Genomic DNA, 19017 nt, shown 5'->3' on the forward strand with positions numbered 1-19017 from the left:
GGCGCGTTTCAGTCGGCCTTCTCGACGTTCCAGAAGACCGGAACCGGCGAGCCGAGCATGCCCGTCAGCTTGTTGCTGCGCGCCTGCGGCGAGGCATACTGGCCAAGCGGAATGTAGAGCACGTTGTCGAGCGTGTGCTTCTGGATCCGCGAGGCCACTTCCTTCTGCTTCTCCGGCGTGTCGGCGGCGATGAATTCGGCCTTCAGGGCCTCCATCGTCTCGTCCGTCGGCCAGCCGAACCACGCCGCGTCGCCGCGGCCGTTGAGCATCGGGCTGATCAGGGGCGAGTTGATCTCCGGCACCAGCCAGTTGGTGAAGAAGATGTTCCAGCCGCCCTCGGAGGGCTTCGCCTGGCTGGCGCGACGCGTCACCAGCGTCTGCCAGTCCATCGGCTGCATGTCGACGTTGAAGCCGGCATTGCGCATGGCCTGGGCGGCCACCACCGGCTGCGCGGTCAGGCTGACCACGTCCGTCGGCTGCATCAGGACGATCGGGGTTCCGTCATAGCCCGATTCCGCCAGCAGCTTCTTGGCGCCCTCGACGTCGCCGCCCGAGATCAGCGTCTCGGCGCCGGTCTCGTCCGCGAGCGGCGTCCCGCAGCCGAAGATCGCGCCGCAGACCGTGTAGTAGTCCGGATTGCCGATCAGCGTACCGAGCACGTCGGCCTGGCTGAGCGCCATCTGCGCGGCCTGGCGGACCTTCTTGTTGTCGAAGGGCGGGTGCTTGAAGTTCATCCGGCCGATGGTCTGGTAGCCGAGATCGTCGCGGGTCTCGACCGTCACGTCCTCGCTGGAGGCGAGGATCGGCAGAAGGTCGATCTGCACCTGCTCGATATAGTCGATCTCGCCCGACATGATCGCGTTGATCGCGGTCTGGGCGTCCGGCATGGTCACCCACTTGACCTCGTCGACCTTGACCACCTTGCCGCCGGCCATCCAGCTCGCCGGCTCGTCACGCGGGACATAGTCCTCGTTCTTGCGATAGGTGACCGAAACGCCCGGCTGGTACTCTTCCTCGACGAAGATGAAGGGTCCCGATCCGGTGTAGTCGGTGACCGCCTGGTCGGCGGAACCGCTGGCAACGCGCTCGGGCATGATGAAGGGCGGCAGGGCAGACTGCTTGCCAACCGTGTCGAGGAGCGCCGGGAACGGGCTCTTCAGCGTCCAGGCGAAGGTCTTGTCGTCCTTGGCCTCGAGGCTCTCGGTGATGTCGAAGATCAGCTGGCCGCCGGAATCGCGCTTGCCCCAGCGCTTCAGCGAGGCGATAGCATCGGCGGAGGTGACCGGCGCGCCGTCATGGAACTTGAGGCCGTCGCGCAGGGTGAAGGTATAGACGAGACCGTCGTCGGAAACGGTCCAGTCCGCCATCTGCGGCTGCGGCTTGAAGTTCTCGTCCACGGCGACGAGCACGTCATAGATCATGTAGGCGTGATTGCGCGAGATATGCGCGGTGGTGATGATCGGGTCGAGGACGCGCAGGCCCGAATGCATCACGGCGGTGATCGTCTTGCCCTCGGCCACGGCCGGCGAGACCATGCCGGTGCCCGCGAGCAGCGCGGCGGCGAGCATGCCGGCAACCGCGGTGCGGGCCCGGCCCGACCACGACCGGGTGGTCCTGGTGTCGTGTCGAATGTCTTCAAGATGCAGCATCGTGCTTCCCTTTCTGGTTAAGGCAGTCGTTTCTTTTCGTTCTTGGCCGGATCGTTGCCCGGCTTTCAGCGCACGTTTGCAGGATGCCCGCTGCCTCGCAGGTCAGCCCTCCAGGACGTGCAGTTCGGACGGCTTTGCCGGCGCGCCCGCCGGATCGCCGAAAACGGGGCCGCCGGGCGACAGGCGCATGCCCGGCCGCAGCCGCGTCCAGGCAAGGCTTGCCGGATCGAGCGGCATCGGGCCGGGCGCGGTGCACACCAGCACCGTCTCGGCGATTGGGTCGAAATCGGCGCGGAAATGCACCGAACTCTTGTTGACGAGGATCGCCATTTCCGTCGGCTCGATGCCGACGAAGCGATACATGGCAAGGTCCGCCATCTGCGCCTTGTGGCTGGCAACGGCGATCCTGACGCCGTCGATGGCAAGGCAGGCGGAAGGGCCCACATTCATGCGCGTGCCGCCATAGTAGGGGCCGGTCGCGTGCAGGTCGCCGTTCGACAGCGCCTCGACCCGGAAGGTTCCCTCGAACGGCGCGTCGCCGGGCACGTTCGACTGTCCGCCGAGCGAGATCCCGATCATGGCGCCCTCGCCGGCGTCGTGGGCTGCACGGGCGGCGGCCGGGTCGACCATCAGCCCGAGCGCGGCGTTGCTGGCGCCGGCGCGCAGCAGCGCGCGCAGCATGCCGGTCGTGTTGGAATCGCCGCCGGCGCCCGGGTTGTCCTGGGTGTCCGCGATGACGACGGGCCGGGTCGCGGCGGTGGCGATGCGCATCGCCTCGGCAACGCCCTCGTCGGGTTCGAAGGCGCGCCCGGCAAAGGCGCTCTCGCTGTCCATGATCCGCGCCACCAACCGGTCGGCGGCGGCATCGGCGGCCGCCTGCGTTTCCCCGTAAGCAAGCACGCTCTGGCCGCATTCGGCGATATCGGCGGCCGGAAAGCCCATCCAGTAGGAAAGGCTCGCGACCTCGTCGCCCTCCATCGCGCCAAGTTCGGCATAAAGGCTCCTGGCCGGCTCGATGAAGGTGCACTGCCAGGGGATCGGAATGAGGAAGGGCAACTGGCGGAAGGCTTTTTCGAAAGGCCGCCCCCGCGCCATGATCCGGTCGAGCCCCTCGGCCGCGCGCCGGCCGGTTTCGGCCATGTCGACATGGGGATAGGTTCGGAAGGCAACGAGGAAATCGGCCTGCGAGACCATCTGCCGCGTCGTGTTTCCATGCAGGTCGAGGCTGACGGCGATCGGTACGCGCGGACCGACCACGGAACGCACCCGGGCGATCAACTCGCCCTCGCCGTCTTCCAGATGCTCGGCCACCATCGCCCCGTGCAGGTCGAGGCAGACGCCGTCGAGCGGCGCGGCGCGGTGGGCGGCGGCGATTCCCTCGACGATCTCGCCGGCGATCCGCTCATAGGCATCGCGCGTCACATGGGCTGAAGGGATCGCGCCCGTCCACAGGACCGGGACCATGTCCCAGCCGGCCTTGCGGGCATGCGCGACGGCGCCCGAGATGCCGAGATTGACGTCGCCGCAGCGCTCCAGGATTTCCGGCCCTCGCGAGATCGGCAGATAGCCGCCGCCCTGCTCGAAATGCGCCATGGTCGCGAGCGAGGGAGCGAATGTATTGGTTTCGTGGAGAAAACCGGCAAGCGCGACGCGGCTGGTCATGACCGGATCCCCGCGCCAAGCGGCGCCGGCGCGCGGTCGATACTCGCAAACCGTGTCGCCGGCCAGCCCGGCTTGCGGGAGGATGCAACTCTACGAATGACCAATGCCGACCCCTCGTGTATTATATTGCAATACATTCGTATTATTATTTACGATAAGGTTCAGCGAGACGGCGAGTCAATGCCGTTTAATGAGCATGTGCAGAGCTGGGGAATGCGAATGACAGGTTGGTGGCCGCGGGCCAGGCCGGATGCCGGCACGCCGGAGGAGCAGATGAGCGATCCCCTATTCGTCCGCTCGGTTGCCCGCGCCATGCAGGTGCTGTCGGCCTTCCACCAGGCCGACGCGCCGATGACGCTGACCGAGATCGCGGCGGCCGGCGACATGGACAAGAGCGCTGCCCAGCGCTTCGTCCACACCCTGCGCAAGCTGGGCTATATCGAGCGCGACGCGACGGATCGCGGCTTCGTGCCGGGCCTGCGCCTGCTCGACCATTCGCTCGACTACCTGCGCCTCAATCCACTGGTCGAACGGGCAACGCCGGTGCTGCAGGAATTGCGGCGTCACGTGCACGAACGTGTCGATCTCAGCCTGTTCGACGACCTGCGGGTAGTTTACGCGGCGCGCAACCAGAGCAAGCGGGAGACCTTCTTCGCGGCACTTATCGGGCACGCGGTGCCGACATTTTGTGCAAGCGGGGGACGGGCCATCCTGGCGCTTCTCGCCGATGCGGAGGTGGACGGCATTCTCGCCCGTTCCGAGCTCAGGCCGATCACCATGCGCACCATCACCGACCCGCAGGCGATCCGGGACAAGGTGCGCGAGGCGCGCGAGGTCGGCTATGCCTGCGCGCTGGAGGAGGTGGTTCCCGGCGAAATCGCCCTTGGCGTTGCCATCACCGGGCCGGACGGGCGACCGGTCGCCGCGATCCACGTTGCCGGCTCGCTGTCGGAATGGCAGCCGGAGGAATTCTGCCAGAAGTTCGCGCCGATCGCCCAGTCGACCGCGCGCGCGCTCAGCCGGGCGTAAGCGACCGAAGACGCATTGCCAGCCGGGCTGCCCCGCACTCAGTCCGCCACCCTGGGGACCCGGTCAGTTCCCTGCCCTCACCCCGTCCTCAGGCCGTCACCCCCGCCGGAGCGCAGCGCAGAGCGGGGGGCCATTCGTTCCCGGAGCGGAGACGACAGGATCGCTGCGGCCGCATGGCGTTCCTGCCGCCACTGGAGGGAGCTGTCACGCCAGCCGGGGTTGCCAATGGGTCCCCGTCAAGCCGGGGATGATCTCCAAGAGGGTGGCAAGCACCCGTCACCCCCGCCTATTCCGCCGGCTGGGCGCTTGCGCCGCCGCCCGCACGCCGCTTCGCGCGATCCCGGGAGAACAGCGTGTAGGCGGTCGGCACGACGAACAGCGTCAGCACCGTGCCGAAGCTCATGCCCCCGACAATGACCCAGCCGATCGCCTGCCGGCTCTCGCCGCCCGCTCCGCCGGCCAGCGCCAGCGGTACCGCGCCGAAGACCATCGCGCCGGTGGTCATCAGGATCGGGCGCAGGCGCAGCGCCGCCGCCTCGATCACCGCCTCGCGCCGACCCTGCCCCGCCTCCTGCAGCTGGTTGGCGAACTGGACGATGAGGATGCCGTGCTTGGTGATCAGGCCGATCAGCGTCACCAGCCCGATCTGGCTGTAGATGTTGAGCGTCCCGCCCGTGTAGTGCATCGCGGCCAGCGCGCCGAGCATCGACAGCGGCACCGTCAACATGATGATGAAGGGATCGACGAAGCTCTCGAACTGGGCGGAAAGCACCAGGTAGATGAAACCCAGCGCCAGCACGAAGATGAAGGCAAGGCTCGATCCCGTCTGGCGGAACTCGCGCGACACCCCGCCATAGTCGGTGCGGGCGCTCGAGGGCAGCACCTGCGCCGCCGTCGCCTCCAGGTAGTCGAGCGCCTCGCCGAGCGAATAGCCCGGCGCCAGGTTGCCGGAGATCTTGGCGGCGCGCAGCTGGTTGAAGCGGTTCAGCTCCTTCGGCGACACGCTCTCGCGCACGCTGATCAGGTTGGACAGCTGCACCATCGCGCCGTTCTGGCCGCGCACGTAGATGTCCTGCAGGTCGCCCGGCGTGCGGCGGTCGGACGGATCGACCTGGACGATCACGTCATACTGCTCGCCGTTCATGTTGAAGCGGGTGACCTTGCGCCCGCCGAGCAGCGTCTCCATCGTCCGCCCGACGGTCAGCACTCCCGCGCCCACGTCGGCGACACGGTCGCGGTCGAGCTCGACCTCGATCTGCGGCTTGTTGAGGCTGAGATCGCTGTTGATGTTGACGAGATTGGGGTTCTCGGAGATCGCGTCGAGGAAGGAATTGACCATCTCGTCGAGCCGCTCGTAGGGCTCGGAGGTGAGGATCATGAATTCGATGGGTCGCGAGCGCGGGCTGACGCCGAACGAGCCGGGATTGTTGACCGAGGCGCGCAGGCCGGCGACGCGGCGGATTTGCGGCTGCAGCTGCGCGCCGATCTCGATCTGGCTGCGCGTGCGGGTCTCCCAGGGCGCCAGCTGCGAGAAGGAGGTGATGTCGTTGACCTCCGGCGAGCCGGCGATGACGAAGAAGGAATTCACCTCCGGCACCGCACCGATGATCTGCTCGACCTGCAGCCCGTAGCGGCTGGTGAAGTCGATGGTCGCCCCTTCGGGCGCCGAACCGGTCAGGAACAGCACACCGCGATCCTCGAGCGGGGCCAGTTCCGACTTCAGCGTCGTCAGCAGCATCCAGGAGGCGCCCGCGACCGCAAAGACCAGCAGGACCACCAGCCAGCGCACCTTGAGCGACAGCACCAGAAGCCGCCGATAGGCCTCGTTGACCGCGTCGAGACCGCGCTCCAGCGTGGCGGAGATGCGGCCCGGCTTCTCGTGTTCGCGCAGCAGCTTGGCGCACATCATGGGCGAGAGCGTCAGCGCCACCAGGCCGGACATCAGCACCGCGGCGGCGAGCGTCAGGGCAAACTCGGTGAACAGCTTGCCCGTCCGCCCGGCCGCGAAGGCGACCGGCGCGTAGACGGCGGCAAGCGTCAGGGTCATCGCGACGACCGCGCCGGAGATCTCCTGAATGCCGGTGATCGCGGCGCGCACCGGCTTCATGCCCTTTTCGATGTGCCGATGGATGTTCTCCAGCACGACGATGGCATCGTCGACGACGAGGCCGATGGCCAGCACCATGGCCAGCAGCGTCAGCGTGTTGATGGAAAAGCCGAGCGCGTAGATCACCGTGCAGGCGCCGACCAGCGAGACCGGGATGGTGACCAGCGGGATCAGGGTGGCGCGCAGCGAACGCAGGAAGAAGAAGATCACCAGAACGACAAGAACCACCGCCTCCGCGATGGTCATGAACACCGCCTCGATCGAACGGTCGATGAAGATCGACTTGTCATAGGCGATATCGGCGTTCATGCCGGCCGGCAGGTCGCGGCGAATGTCGGGCATCGCCTCGTTCATCGCCCGCGACACGTCGAGCGGATTGGCGGTCGCCTGCTTGACCACGCCCAGGATGACCGCATTGTCGCCCTTGTAGCGTGTCGTGCGGCGCTCGTCCTCCGGCCCCACCGCCACCCGCGCGACGTCGCCAAGGCGGACGGAAAAGCCGTTCGCGTCCTTGACAACGATCCGGCGGAACTGCTCGCTGGTGGTCAGCCCGGTGCGCGAAAGCACCGTGAATTCGCGGTCGAAACTCTCGATCCGCCCGGAGGGCACCTCGACATTCTGCTGGCGCAGGGCAAGCTCGACATCCTGCACGGTCAGTTCGTAAGCGGCGAGCCGGGTACGGTCGATCCACACCCGCATCGCGTAGCGGCGCTCGCCGAAGATGCGCACCTCGGCAACGCCCGGCAGGTTCTGCAACCGGTCCTTGATGTAGCGGTCGGCGTAGTCGGACACCTCGATGGGGCTGTTGCGGTCGCTGGTGAGCGCGATGAAGATGATCGACTGTGCATCGGCCTCGACCTTGGAGACGACCGGTTCCGAGACCTCGTCGGGCAGGCGGCCGCGCACGCGGCTGACCCGGTCGCGCACGTCGTTGGCGGCCTCGTCCGGATCGACGGACAGCAGGAAGCGCACGGTGATGCGGCTCGACTCCGGCCGCGAGCGGCTTTCCAGGATCTCGACGCCGCCAATGCCGGCAATCGATCCCTCGAGCACCTGGGTGACCTGGGATTCGATGATCTGCGCGCTGGCGCCGGGATAGTCGGTGCGCACGGAGACGACCGGCGGGTCGATGTTGGGATATTCCCGCAAGGACAGCCGCGAGAAGGAGACCAGCCCGAGCAGCACGATCATCAGGCTGACGACGGAGGCGAAGACCGGCTTGCGAACGAAGAATTCGAGCAGGCCCATGTCAGGAACCCTTCGGTCCGTCGACGACGTCGACCGTGGCGCCATCACGCAACAACAGCTGCCCGGCGGTGACCACCACCGCCTCGCGCTTCAGACCGCCGGTGATCTCCACATCGCCGGGACGGCGCAGGCCGATCTCGACCGGCGTCTTGACGGCGCGCCCCTCCTCGACCCGGTAGACGTAGAGCCGCCCGCCATCCTGGAAGATCGCCGCCTCGGGCACCAGCAGCGCCTCGGGCCGCTCCTCGATGACGATGCGGATGCGGGCGAACAGCCCCGGCGACAGGCGGCCGTCCGGGTTCGACACCTCGGCGCGCAGGCGGATGGCACGCCCGGAAACGTCGACGATCGGATCGATGGCGGTGATCGTGCCGGGAATTTCCTCGCCGGGGCGCGCATCGACGGAGACCTGCACCGACAGCCCCTTGCCGAGCTTTGCCAGATAGGTTTCCGACACCCGGAACTCGACCTTCAGCGGGTCTGTGCTGGCCAGCTCCACGATCCGGTCTCCGGGGCTGAGATAGGCGCCGGCGCTGATCGTGCGGAAGCCGACCGTGCCGGCGAAAGGCGCCTCGATCGAGGTCTTGGCCAGGCGCGCCTCGGCCAGCGACAGGTTGGCCTGCGCGGCGATGCGGGCCTGGGCCGTCTCGTCGCGGGCACGCAGCGTGCCGCTGCCCTGTTCGGCGAGCTTGCGGGCGCGTTCGAAATTGGCCTCGGCGAGCGAGACTTCGGAACGGGCCTTGTCGAGCTCCGCCTTGAGGATTTCCGCATCCAGCTCGACCAGCACGTCGCCGGCCTCGACCCGCTGCCCCTCGGTGAAGGCGAGGCGCGCGACGCGACCGGCGATCTCCGGCGAGATGACCACCGACTCGTTGGCGACCAGCGTGCCGAAGGCACGGATGTCCTCGACGATGTCATGGACGTTGACCGGCGCCGTCTCGACGGCGACCGCAGGCCGACGCTTTTCGGCGCCCGCCCCGCGCGCGGCTTCCGTCGAGGCGGAGGCCGGCAGCAGCGAGGCGATCGAGACGGGTCCCTCGGACTGGCTCAGATAGGCGACGCCTCCGGCCAGGACGAGTGCAAGGCCGGCAGTGCCGAGAGCAGGCAAATTCCACAAACGCATTGTCGGACAACCTCGGCGCCGGCCGGCCGCGGTTCGCGGCTGGGCCTGTTCAGCGGCTTGCCGCCTGGCGCTCCTCGTCCCGGTGCGCTGTCTGCGTCCGGACGGTTGCCGCGCATGCGTGAAACCACGCAGCAAGAATAGATAGCAGCGTCAGTACTGACAAGGTGAAACACCGTGCAGCGAAAGCCCGGCGTTTCGCGCTACGGCTTGTAGAAGACAAGGCCCGCGCCGGCCGCGATCAGCGTGAAACCGGCGAAATGGGTCCAGCGCAATTCCTCGCCCAGATAGGCAACGGAGAAGACGGCGAAGACACCGAGGGTGATCACTTCCTGGATCGTCTTCAGCTCGGCGGCGGAAAACACCCCGTGGCCGATGCGGTTGGCCGGCACCTGCAGCAGATACTCGAAGAAGGCGATGCCCCAGCTCGCCAGGATCACGACGACAAGCGGCGTCGCCTTGAACTTCAGATGTCCGTACCAGGCAAAGGTCATGAAGACGTTGGACGCGATCAGCAGTCCGATCGTCGCGAGCGGCACCAGGGGGCCGGCGGCAGGCAGGGCGGTCAAGCGGGGATCTCCGGAACGGGAACCTGATTGCCGCATTTGACACGAGCCGCAGACCGTTGCGAGCGGAAAAACACCGGTTTCGCACCTGCCCCTTCGCCGTGACGAGGGCTCAGCCGGCGGCGCGGGAACCGGGGGCGGCCGTCTGGCAGTCGAGGTCGGTCAGCGTGACGATGCGGTTGCCGCGCAGATCGTTGACGCAGACCAGCACACCCTGCTCCTCCATATGGGTCAGCAGCCAGCGCGCCCGCCCCGGCGAGCGGGTGCCGTAGGCGCGCGCGATCTCCGCGTCGGGCGGGCACACCCGCCCCTCCAGCGCCGCCTTGGCGATCAACAGGTAGACGCCGCGCATCTCCTCGGGAAGGCTGGCGGCGACCGTCTCCGCCGCCGACCAGACAGCCGGATCGACATCGCTCGGCTCGACGCCGGCACGGGCGAGCGCCACGCGCTGGCGGAATTCGGCCAGTTCCGGCGGGCGGCCCGGCAGGCGGGCGATGCGGCAGCGCACGAGGAAATCCTGATAGAGCGCGGCGACCGGCTGGAAGGCGGCCTCGCCGTCGCCAAGCAGTTCGGCGATCAGCGCCGCCACCGACTTCTCATGCGCCTCGCGGTCGAGCGGCTCGGCCTCGAGGGCCGCCTCGCGCGCCGCCGCCTGCCGCGTCAGCCGCTCCAGAACCTCGGAGGCCGGCACCACCTGCGGTGTCGGCGGACGCTCGGCCGCGCTGCGCTCGCCGTTGCTGGCCGGCTGGAACAGGAGGTCCTGCAGCTCTTCGGGCCGCGCCTGCGGCAGCGGCGTCAGCTTCGGCCCGCCGCCGCGCCCGGTGGTTTCCACCGCGCCGATGCGCACCGTCATCGGACGGCGCGAGACGGCCGGGCCGAGCGCCACGAAATGGCCCCGGTCGAGATTGCGGAAGGCTTCGGCCTGGCGCTTCTCCATGCCGAGCAGGTCGGCCGCGCGCGCCATGTCGATGTCGAGGAACGTCCGCCCCATCAGGAAGTTGGAGGCCTCCGCCGCGACGTTCTTGGCAAGCTTCGCCAGGCGCTGGGTGGCGATCACCCCGGCCAGCCCGCGCTTGCGGCCGCGGCACATCAGGTTGGTCATGGCGCCGAGCGCGACGCGCCGTGCCTCCTCGCCGGTATCGCCGGAAGCGGCAGGGGCAAAGAGCTGTGCCTCGTCGACCACGACAAGCACCGGGTACCAGTGATCGCGCTCGGCTTCGAACAGCGCGTTGAGGAACACCGCCGCCGCCTTCATCTGGCGGTCGGGTTCAAGCCCTTCCAGGTTGAGCACGACGGACACGCGATGGGCGCGCACACGGGCGGCGATCACCGCGAGATCGCGCTCGCTTCCCGCCGCATCGACCACCACATGGCCGAACCGGTCGGACAGGGTGACGAAGTCGCCTTCCGGGTCGACGATCACCTGCTGGACCCAGGGCGCGCTCTGTTCGAGCAGACGGCGCAGCAGATGCGACTTTCCCGATCCGGAATTGCCCTGGACCAGAAGCCGCGTGGCAAGCAGTTCCTCAAGGTCGAAGGTGCAGGGCGCGGACGCCCCGACGCCCCTCACCTCTCCCATGTCGATACTGACTGTCATTCTCGCGATGGTCTCGTGTGGTCGGAACAGGATGGCCGGGACGCCGTGACAACGTCACCGGCGCCGCGCACGGGCGGGCCATCCGCAGGGTCGCTTTCCCGCACTATCGGCGATTCGCCCCTCCGGCCAAAGCCGGTGTGGGCGAAACCGACGGAAACAGGGGACAGTCCCGGGCGCCGCGACGGCAAGTCATACAAAACATTCATTGATCAAGAACTGTTAGCACCTTGTTTACTCGGCGCGCCGAAACGTGAGCCAACACCCGCCTGCCTCCCCCCAAGGAACGATCATGAGCCCAGTTGCACGCAAGTCCGGCCCCGAGCCGCAAAAGGAACGCCTCAGCCAGGAGATCGCCCGCTTCATAGGCGCCGACACGTTCGATGTCGAGCAGGCCCGTGCGCTCTGGCGCAACCTGAAGCCCGCGATGCCCGGCATTCTCGATGCCTTCTACGGATCGATCGGCGACACGCCCGAGCTTGCCGAAAAGCTTGGCCGTTCCGGCAACCAGGTGACCCGTCTCAAGGGGGCCCAGATGGGCCACTGGGATCATATCTTCAACAACCCGCCCGATGAGGAGTTCGAGGCCCGTGCCAAGCGCATCGGCGAGGCGCATGTGCGCATCGGGCTGGAGCCGAAATGGTACCTCGCTTCCTATGGCCGCCTGCTGGTCGAGGCGATCCCGGCCGTGACCCGCCACCACCGGCTCAGCCCGGGCCGGCTCGCCGAGGCGCTGCAGACGCTCGTCAGCCGCGCCTTCCTCGACATGATCGTCTCCTATGACGCCTACGAGACGGGCGTCCTGGGCCAGCGCGCCGAGGAGAACCGGCGCGACACCGAACTGGCCTCGCTGACGAGCCTGGCCGGCACCGTTTCCGACATCAACGACGTCGCCGTCAGCATGGCGACGCTGTCGCGCAACACGCGAAGGGCGCGCGAGGGCGGGCAGGCGATTTCGGCGGCGGCGGCGGAACTGGTGACTTCGGTGGAGCAGATCGCCGAGAACAGCGACGGCGCGGCGCGGATGGCGGATGCCACCAACGAGGCCGTGGCGGACGGCCTGCGCGCCATGCAGGACGTGTCCGGCCGGATGGCCGATATCGCCTCCGCCTCCCAGGAAAGCGCACAGAACCTGGCGGACCTGCAGACGGCGTCCGAGCAGATCGGCGAGTTCCTGTCGGTGATCGAGAGCATCGCCAACCAGACCAACCTCCTGGCGCTCAACGCGACGATCGAGGCCGCCCGCGCGGGTGAGGCCGGCAAGGGCTTTGCCGTCGTCGCCAGCGAGGTGAAGAGCCTTGCCACCCAAGCGGCGCGGGCAACCGACGACATCACCCGGCGCATCGCCGCGCTGCAGGCCGGCATGGTGACGACCCAGCGGTCTATCGCCGGATCCCGGGAGGCGGTGGAGCGCGGCCAGCAGACCATCGAGGGCGCCAACGAGCGCATGGTCTCGATCGGCACGCAGATCGCCGAGGTGTCCGGGCGCATGCAGGACATTTCCGCGATCCTGCAGCAGCAGAAGGATGCCAGCCAGGAGATCGCGCAGAGCATCACCGGCGTCGCCGACCTTGCCGTCGAGAACGACAGCCAGCTCCTGTCGATGAGCACCACCCTGGAGACCAGCAACAAGCGCTTCGAGGCCAATGCCCGGAACTGGTTCGACGAGGGCTCGCACCGTTCGCTGTGCGAGATGGCGAAGATCGACCACGTGCTGTTCAAGAAGCGGGTCGTCGACACGATCCTGGGCCGCGACGAGTGGACGGCGCAGGCCGTGCCCGACCACCACGGTTGCCGGCTCGGCCGCTGGTACGATGCCGTGGCCGACGAACGCATCCGCGCCCATCCCGCCTATGCCGCCATCAGGGAACCGCACCGGACGGTCCACGACGCCGCCCGCGCGGCGCTCGAGGCGCATGCCGCCGGAGATTCCGACGGCACGGCTGAAAGGCTCGGCGAACTCGAGACCGCCAGTCGTCAGGTGCTGGCGGCGCTCGACCGGTTCGCCGGCGTGCTCGCCGATGACCTGAAGGACGCGGAGCGTCACGCCGGCAAGCCCGCCGCCGCCTGTCGCCATCACGCCTGACACGAACGCCCCATGGCCGGGGGCTGCGTCCTCCGGCCATCGGGTACCTGCAAGACTTCCAAGAACGCTTGCTTTTCCCGGTCACATTCGAAATCATGCATGTGTAACGAGAGGCTGCGCATGGCAGCCCGTCCGGGAGGATATCGAATGCGCCTGTTGACCGCCCTGTGTGCAGCAGCCCTTGCCGCCGCGCCGCTTCCGCTTCTTGCCGCCGATGCCCTGCAGATCGGGCCCGACGTCACCTCTGTCACCATCGAGACCGAGGACGGCCCGGTCGAGATCACCCGCCAGAAGAACGAGGTGCAGCTGATCGGCGGGGTGCTGCAGCCGATGATCCCGGTTCCCGGCGTCCATGCGGCGGGCGAACTGGAGGTGCTGGCGGCGCTGCAGGACGAAACCGCCCGCGTCGTCGACATGCGCACGACGGAATGGCGGGTGAAATCCACCATTCCCGGCTCGATCCACATTCCCTATACCGAGGTCGCCATGCGCCTCGACGAACTCGGCTGCGAGGGTTCCCAGGGCAGCTGGGACTGCGCGGGCGCGCTCGACGTCTTCGCCTTCTGCAACGGCCCGGCCTGCGGCCAGAGCCCGCAGGCGATCAAGGCGATGGTGCGCGAGGGCTTCCCGGCGACGAAGATCCACTATTATCGCGGCGGCATGCAGGACTGGACCGTGCTCGGCCTGACCACGGTCGAGAACCTGTTCTGAGGCGGCCCCGTTCACGTCATCCCGGGCTGAAAGCGCGGCCTGGCGCCTGTCCGCAAAGGCCGCGCTCCGAACTCCGATGTCATCCCCGCCGGGGGCAATCGGTTCCGGCTCTCCGGCTCCGCCCCACCCTCAGGCCGTCACCCCGGGCAAGCGCAGCGCGACCCGGGGCCTATTCGTTCCCAGAGCGAGTGCAACAGAATCGCGGCGACCGCACGCAGGTCCGCCGAGACCGGCGGGAGCCATCATGCCTGCCGGGGTTGCCAATGGATCCCGGATCAAGTCCGGGATGACGTCCGTGGGGAGGGCAAGCGCTCGCGCCTCCCTCCCGCCGGGGATCAACCGGTTCCGGCTCTTCGGCTCCGCTCCCGGCCGGGGATGACGGCCGGGAGAAGCCCCTTCCCAACCGGACAGGGCAAGTTGACGACAACCCCGGCGGCGGGGCGATCGTTCGCCCCGCCGAACGCCCTCAGCCGAACGTGTCCTTGTACATGTCGCGCAGCACGTTCTTCTGGATCTTGCCCATCGTGTTGCGCGGCAGTTCGGGAAGCACGTAGACGCGCTTGGGCTGCTTGAACTTCGCCAGCTTGTCGGCCAGCGGCGCGACCACCGCCTCGGGATCGAGCGCCACGCCCTTGTGCGGCGCGACCACGGCGACGACGCCCTCGCCGAAATCCGCGTGCGGCACGCCGATGACGGCGCTTTCGGCAACGCCCTCGATCTCGTCGATGACCGCCTCCACCTCGGCCGGATAGACGTTGAAGCCGCCGGTGATGATCAGGTCCTTCGACCGCCCGACGATCGCGACATAGCCGCGTGCGTCGACAAGGCCCATGTCACCGGTGATGAAGAAGCCGTCGGCGCGGAACTCGGACGCGGTCTTTTCCGGCATCTGCCAGTAGCCCTTGAAGACGTTCGGGCCCCTCACCTCTATGACGCCGACCTCGCCCTGCGCCAGCACCTTGCCGCTGTCGGGATCGGCGATGCGCAGCTCGACGCCGGGCAGCGGATACCCCACCGTCCCCGGACGGCGATCGCCCTCATAGGGGTTGGAGGTGTTCATGTTGGTCTCGGTCATGCCGTAGCGCTCGAGAATGGCGTGGCCGGTGCGGGCGCTGAAGGCCTTGTGCACCTCGGCCGAAAGCGGCGCCGAGCCGGAGACGAAGAGCCGCATGTGGGCCGCCAGCTCGCGGGTGAAATCGTCGGTGCCCAGCAGGCGCGCATAGAAGGTCGGCACGCCCATCATCGTCGTGGCGCGCGGCATCAGCCGCAACACGTCCGCGAGGTCGAATTTCGGCAGGAACAGCATCGATCCGCCGGCCAGCAGCGTCACGTTGGTGGCGACGAAGAGCCCGTGCGTGTGGAAGATCGGCAGCGCGTGCAGCAGCACGTCCCGGTCCGTGAACTTCCAGTAATCGCACAGCACCCTTGCATTGGAGGCCAGGTTCTCGTGGGAGAGCATGGCCCCCTTCGAGCGGCCCGTCGTGCCGGACGTGTAGAGGATCGCGGCGAGGTCGTCTGGCCCGCGCGCGATGTCGGAGAATGTCGTGGCCGCCGCATCGGCCCGCTCGCGCAGGCTCCCCCTGCCCTCGGCATCGAGCGTTTCCACCCGGGCCCCGACCTTGTCGGCAACGTCCTTGAGCGCGCCCATCCGCGCCGGGTCGCAAACCAGCAGCGCCGGCTTGGCGTCGCCGACGAAATAGTCGATCTCGGCCGGGGTGTAGGCGGTGTTGAGCGGCAGGAAGATGGCGCCGGCGCGCACCGTGCCGAGATAAAGCATCAGGGCTTCCGGCGATTTTTCCACCTGCACCGCGACGCGGTCGCCGGGCGCGACGCCCAGCGCGACGAGCGCGTTGGCAAAGGCCGCCGAGCGTCCGATCAGCCCGCCATAGGTGGTGACCTCGCCGGCCGGGGTTTCGAGAAAGGGCGCCGCTTCGTCGCGGACAGCCGAGAGGATCTGGGAAAAGAGGTGGTTTTTTTGCGTCATGCGACGGGGTCCGGTGTCTGTTTTTTGTGTTCGGGGACTGATTTCAGCAGGCGCGTGACACCGCTGGCGGCGGCCACCGCGCCATTCGCCGCAAAGGCTTCGTGGTTCTTCTCGATATCGCCGAGATCATAAAGATAGTTGACCATCACGCCGTAGGACTGGCGCAACCCGTTGCGCGAGGGATCGGCGTTCCAGTTGACGCGCTCCAGCCGCGCGCCATTGCCCAGATGAAAGCGGGCGACCGGATCGAGCGGCCGCTGGCCGCCGCGCTTCTCGCGCACCAGGTAATACGCGCAAAGCGCCCTGAGCGGCTCGCGCGCGGTCTCGGGCAAGGGGGCGTCCGCGCCGGTCCCGAGCATGTCGCGAAGTTCGTCGGAGACGAGCGCGGGCAGTGGCGGCTCGCCGCTTTCCAGCGCCGATGTCAGCCAGGCGCGGAACCCGGGCACCGGCGACAACGTCACGAAGGTCTTCAGGTTGGGCAGGTCGCGGCGCAGTTCCTCCACCACCTGCTTGATCAGGAAATTGCCGAAGGAGATGCCGCGCAGGCCCTCCTGGCAGTTGGAGATCGAGTAGAAGACGGCGGTGCCGGCATCGGCCGCGGCAAGCTCGTCCCGCTCCTCGGCCAGGATCGGCGGGATCGCGCCGGGAATGTCGCGGGTCAGAGCCACCTCGACGAAGATCAGCGGATCGTCGACAAGGGCGGGATGGAAGAAGGCGTAGAGCCTGCGGTCGGCCAGGTCGATGCGGCGGCGCAGGTCGTTCCAGTCGCTGATCGCGTGCACCGCCTCGTAGCGGATGATCCGCTCCAGGATCACCGCCGGCGTCGACCAGTCGATGCGCCGCATGACCAGAAAGCCGCGATTGAACCAGGACGAGAACAGGTGCTCGAAATCGCGGTCGACCTCGCGCAGGGCCGGATTGGCGCGCAGCGCGTCGATCAGGTCCTTGCGCATCCTCACCAGCGCCGAGGTGCCGCCGGGCGCCAGGTTCAGCCGGCGGATCAGCTCCTGCCGGCGCGGCTCGGACACCGCGTGCAACTGGCGCAGGCGCGCATCGTCGTCCGGCGCCTCGATCACCGCCCGGGCGGCGGCCCCGACCTTTTCCCGGTCGGGACCGAAACGCTCGTGCAGTTCCTGAAAGAACGCCAGCCGTTCCTCCACCGACAGCGCGCCATAGCTGGTGAGCACGTCCCGGGCGAGCGCCACGCCCGAAGCCTCGCCGCGCCCCGAAAGCAGGGCCTCGCACAGTTCGCCCAGCGCCCGGCCGCTTGGGTTTCGCTCGCGGCGCAGGTCGAGCAGGTGCCGTCCCTGTTCCGCGATCGAGGCAAGGAGGTCGTTGAAGAAACTGCTGCTGCTCATAAGGCGGGTCCCATCAACAGGTTCGGCAGCCAGAGCGCGATCTCCGGCACCAGGCACAGGAGCACGATCCCCGCGACCATGCAGCCGACATAGGGGAGCGAGCCGCGCAGGATCTCGCCGAGCGTGATGTTCGGCGCGATCCCGTTGATCACGTAGAGATTTAAGCCCACGGGCGGTGTGATCAAGCCGATTTCCATGTTGATGGTGAGGATGACCGCGAACCAGTAGGGATCGAAACCCGCCTGGATGATGATCGGCAGCAGGATCGGCGCGGTCATCAGAATGACGGCGACCGGCGGCAGGAAGAAGCCGGCGAACAACAGGAAGGCGTTGATGATCGCCATCAGCACCCATTTGTTCACATCGAGCGCCGCGATCCACTCGGCGATGGTCTGGGTGATGAACAGCGAGGAAAGCGCGAAGGAAAACAGCTCCGAGGCGCCGATGATCATCATGATCATCACGCTTTCCTTCAGCGTGTCGCGGAACAGCGTGCTGTAGAGCGACAGCTTCCACAGCCGGTAGATCAGGGCGACGAAGATCAGGCAGAACAGCGCGCCGACGCCGGCCGCCTCCGAAGGCGTCGCGACGCCGCCGTAGAGCACGTAGAGAATGGCCAGGATGATGCCCAGGAACGGCAGCACCCGGGGCAGGACCTCGATCCGCTCGCGCAGCGAGAAACGCCGGCCGAGCGCGTCGAGGCCGATGCCGCGGCGGTGGCAGTCGTAGATCGTCCAGGCCATGAACAGCGCGGTCAGCATGGCGCCGGGCAACAGGCCGGCGAGGAACAGCCGGCCGATCGAGGTTTCCGTGGCGATGCCGTAGACGATCATCGTGATCGACGGCGGGATGAGGATGCCGAGCGTGCCGCCGGCGGCGATGGAGCCGGCGGCGATCTCGTTCGGATAGCCGCGCTTGGTCATCTCCGGGATGCCCATCTTGCCGATCGCGGCGCAGGTCGCCGGCGAGGAGCCGGAAAGGGCGGCGAAGATGGAGCAGGCGCCGAGATTGGAGAGCACGAGGCCGCCGGGCACCCGGTTCAGCCACCGGTCGAGCGCCTCGTAGAGGTCCTTGCCGGCGGGTGAGGACGACACCGCCGCGCCCATCAGGATGAACATGGGGATCGACACCAGGCCGAAGGAGGCGAGACCGCCGAAGAAGGTCTCGCCGAGGATCGACACGCTGCCCCAGCCATCGGCGAGGATGAGCGCGACAATGGACACGAGGCCGAGCGCGAAGGCGATGGGCGTGCCGATGGCCAACAGGCCGAGCAGCCCGACAAGGACGCCGGCGCCCCAGAGCATGGGCGTCATTTCGCGCCTCCATGGATCTTCATGATTTCAGCGATGTATTGCAGCACCATCATGCCGATGCCCACGGGCAGCGGCAGCAGGGGGATCCAAAGCGGGATCGCCCAGACCGTTTCCGTGCGCCAGCCATAGGACCAGGCCTCATGGAAATAGGTCCAGCCGGACCAGGCCAGCAGCGCGCAGAAGGCGATGCCGACAAGGCCCGACAGAGTCTGCAGCAACCGGCGGACCGGCGGCGAGGCACGCAGCTGGAACAGGTCGACATTGACATGCCCCTTGTGCAGCAGCACGTAGGGCGAACCGAGAAAGGTCGCCGCGACCAGCGCGTAGATGACGTATTCGGTCTGCCAGATGGTCGAGCCGTTGAGGAAATAGCGCACGATCACCATGTGGGTGACGACGAGCGCGGCCGTACCGGTCAGCACCATCGCAAAGACGCCGAGCGCCCGCGACACGGCCGAGACCGCTGAAATGTAGAGGGACATCTATCTTCGTTCCGGTTTCGGCCGGCAGGCGGAGTGGCGCGGCCGGCGGGCCCGCCCCTGGCGAGCGGGCCTGTCCTGAAAATCGGTCGCATCCGGAGGGCGCCGGCC

13 protein-coding genes are annotated in these 19017 nt (G+C 67.7%); 3 read left to right on the plus strand and 10 right to left on the minus strand.

The features are described from left to right. Nucleotides 1–8: 8 nt before the first annotated feature. Nucleotides 9–1649, minus strand: coding sequence for an ABC transporter substrate-binding protein (locus RBB46_RS15930; protein ID WP_306030010.1), 1641 nt, complete (start codon nt 1647–1649; stop codon nt 9–11). 102 nt (nt 1650–1751) lie between these two features. Then, the gene (locus RBB46_RS15935) at nt 1752–3311 is read right to left on the minus strand and encodes a M81 family metallopeptidase (RefSeq protein WP_306030011.1); all 1560 of its coding nucleotides are present in this window, start codon (nt 3309–3311) and stop codon (nt 1752–1754) included. Between the two features lie 273 nt (nt 3312–3584). Between RBB46_RS15935 and RBB46_RS15940 the strand changes: the two genes are divergently transcribed. Beyond that, nucleotides 3585–4340 carry an IclR family transcriptional regulator gene (locus tag RBB46_RS15940; RefSeq protein WP_306030012.1) on the plus strand — a complete coding sequence of 252 codons (756 nt, stop codon included), beginning with the start codon at nt 3585–3587 and terminating at the stop codon, nt 4338–4340. Between the two features lie 286 nt (nt 4341–4626). Here the strand turns inward: RBB46_RS15940 and RBB46_RS15945 are convergent, their stop codons facing one another. The 4 genes from RBB46_RS15945 to RBB46_RS15960 all read right to left on the minus strand — a co-directional run bounded on the left by RBB46_RS15945 (nt 4627) and on the right by RBB46_RS15960 (nt 10978). Continuing rightward, nucleotides 4627–7695, minus strand: a complete 3069-nt coding sequence (locus RBB46_RS15945; protein WP_306030013.1) for an efflux RND transporter permease subunit — start codon at nt 7693–7695, stop codon at nt 4627–4629. A 1-nt stretch (nt 7696) separates the two neighbouring features. After that, nucleotides 7697–8818, minus strand: a complete 1122-nt coding sequence (locus tag RBB46_RS15950) for an efflux RND transporter periplasmic adaptor subunit (protein ID WP_306030014.1) — start codon at nt 8816–8818, stop codon at nt 7697–7699. Between the two features lie 200 nt (nt 8819–9018). Continuing rightward, a complete protein-coding gene (locus tag RBB46_RS15955) occupies nt 9019–9384 on the minus strand; it encodes a DMT family protein (RefSeq protein ID WP_306030015.1) in 366 nt (121 codons plus the stop codon). A gap of 109 nt (nt 9385–9493) precedes the next feature. Then, nucleotides 9494–10978 (minus strand): ATP-binding protein, encoded by a 1485-nt coding sequence (locus RBB46_RS15960; RefSeq protein WP_306030016.1) that lies wholly within the window; start codon nt 10976–10978, stop codon nt 9494–9496. 289 nt (nt 10979–11267) lie between these two features. Here RBB46_RS15960 and RBB46_RS15965 point away from each other — a divergent pair, with 289 nt between their 5' ends. Then, on the plus strand, nt 11268–13061 hold the full coding sequence (locus tag RBB46_RS15965) for a methyl-accepting chemotaxis protein (protein ID WP_306030017.1): 1794 nt from the start codon (nt 11268–11270) through the stop codon (nt 13059–13061). Nucleotides 13062–13208: 147 nt separating this feature from the next. Further along, a complete protein-coding gene (locus RBB46_RS15970; protein WP_306030018.1) occupies nt 13209–13772 on the plus strand; it encodes a rhodanese-like domain-containing protein in 564 nt (187 codons plus the stop codon). Between the two features lie 466 nt (nt 13773–14238). Here the strand turns inward: RBB46_RS15970 and RBB46_RS15975 are convergent, their stop codons facing one another. The 4 genes from RBB46_RS15975 to RBB46_RS15990 are packed head-to-tail and all read right to left on the minus strand — an operon-like array spanning nt 14239 to nt 18909. Continuing rightward, nucleotides 14239–15756, minus strand: a complete 1518-nt coding sequence (locus RBB46_RS15975; protein ID WP_306030019.1) for a malonyl-CoA synthase — start codon at nt 15754–15756, stop codon at nt 14239–14241. Continuing rightward, nucleotides 15753–17114: a malonyl-CoA decarboxylase gene (locus RBB46_RS15980; RefSeq protein ID WP_306030020.1), complete on the minus strand. Its 1362-nt coding sequence runs from the start codon at nt 17112–17114 to the stop codon at nt 15753–15755. The genes RBB46_RS15975 and RBB46_RS15980 overlap by 4 nt, the downstream gene beginning before the upstream one ends. Continuing rightward, nucleotides 17111–18427, minus strand: coding sequence for a TRAP transporter large permease (locus RBB46_RS15985; protein WP_306030021.1), 1317 nt, complete (start codon nt 18425–18427; stop codon nt 17111–17113). Before RBB46_RS15985 ends, RBB46_RS15980 begins: the two co-directional genes overlap by 4 nt. Beyond that, nucleotides 18424–18909 (minus strand): TRAP transporter small permease subunit, encoded by a 486-nt coding sequence (locus tag RBB46_RS15990; RefSeq protein WP_306030022.1) that lies wholly within the window; start codon nt 18907–18909, stop codon nt 18424–18426. The genes RBB46_RS15985 and RBB46_RS15990 overlap by 4 nt, the downstream gene beginning before the upstream one ends. Nucleotides 18910–19017 lie beyond the last annotated feature (108 nt).

This window comes from Stappia sp. MMSF_3263 (genome assembly GCF_030733745.1).
Classification (GTDB): Bacteria; Pseudomonadota; Alphaproteobacteria; order Rhizobiales; family Stappiaceae; genus Stappia.

Excerpts from the sequence above, each read along its gene's own strand:
- RBB46_RS15930 (WP_306030010.1), bottom strand. The coding sequence starts at position 1,649 with ATGCTGCATCTTGAAGACATTCGACACGACACCAGGACCACCCGGTCG.
- RBB46_RS15935 (WP_306030011.1), bottom strand. The coding sequence starts at position 3,311 with ATGACCAGCCGCGTCGCGCTTGCCGGTTTTCTCCACGAAACCAATACA.
- RBB46_RS15940 (WP_306030012.1), top strand. The coding sequence starts at position 3,585 with ATGAGCGATCCCCTATTCGTCCGCTCGGTTGCCCGCGCCATGCAGGTG.
- RBB46_RS15945 (WP_306030013.1), bottom strand. The coding sequence starts at position 7,695 with ATGGGCCTGCTCGAATTCTTCGTTCGCAAGCCGGTCTTCGCCTCCGTC.
- RBB46_RS15950 (WP_306030014.1), bottom strand. The coding sequence starts at position 8,818 with ATGCGTTTGTGGAATTTGCCTGCTCTCGGCACTGCCGGCCTTGCACTC.
- RBB46_RS15960 (WP_306030016.1), bottom strand. The coding sequence starts at position 10,978 with ATGACAGTCAGTATCGACATGGGAGAGGTGAGGGGCGTCGGGGCGTCC.
- RBB46_RS15965 (WP_306030017.1), top strand. The coding sequence starts at position 11,268 with ATGAGCCCAGTTGCACGCAAGTCCGGCCCCGAGCCGCAAAAGGAACGC.
- RBB46_RS15970 (WP_306030018.1), top strand. The coding sequence starts at position 13,209 with ATGCGCCTGTTGACCGCCCTGTGTGCAGCAGCCCTTGCCGCCGCGCCG.
- RBB46_RS15975 (WP_306030019.1), bottom strand. The coding sequence starts at position 15,756 with ATGACGCAAAAAAACCACCTCTTTTCCCAGATCCTCTCGGCTGTCCGC.
- RBB46_RS15980 (WP_306030020.1), bottom strand. The coding sequence starts at position 17,114 with ATGAGCAGCAGCAGTTTCTTCAACGACCTCCTTGCCTCGATCGCGGAA.
- RBB46_RS15985 (WP_306030021.1), bottom strand. The coding sequence starts at position 18,427 with ATGACGCCCATGCTCTGGGGCGCCGGCGTCCTTGTCGGGCTGCTCGGC.
- RBB46_RS15990 (WP_306030022.1), bottom strand. The coding sequence starts at position 18,909 with ATGTCCCTCTACATTTCAGCGGTCTCGGCCGTGTCGCGGGCGCTCGGC.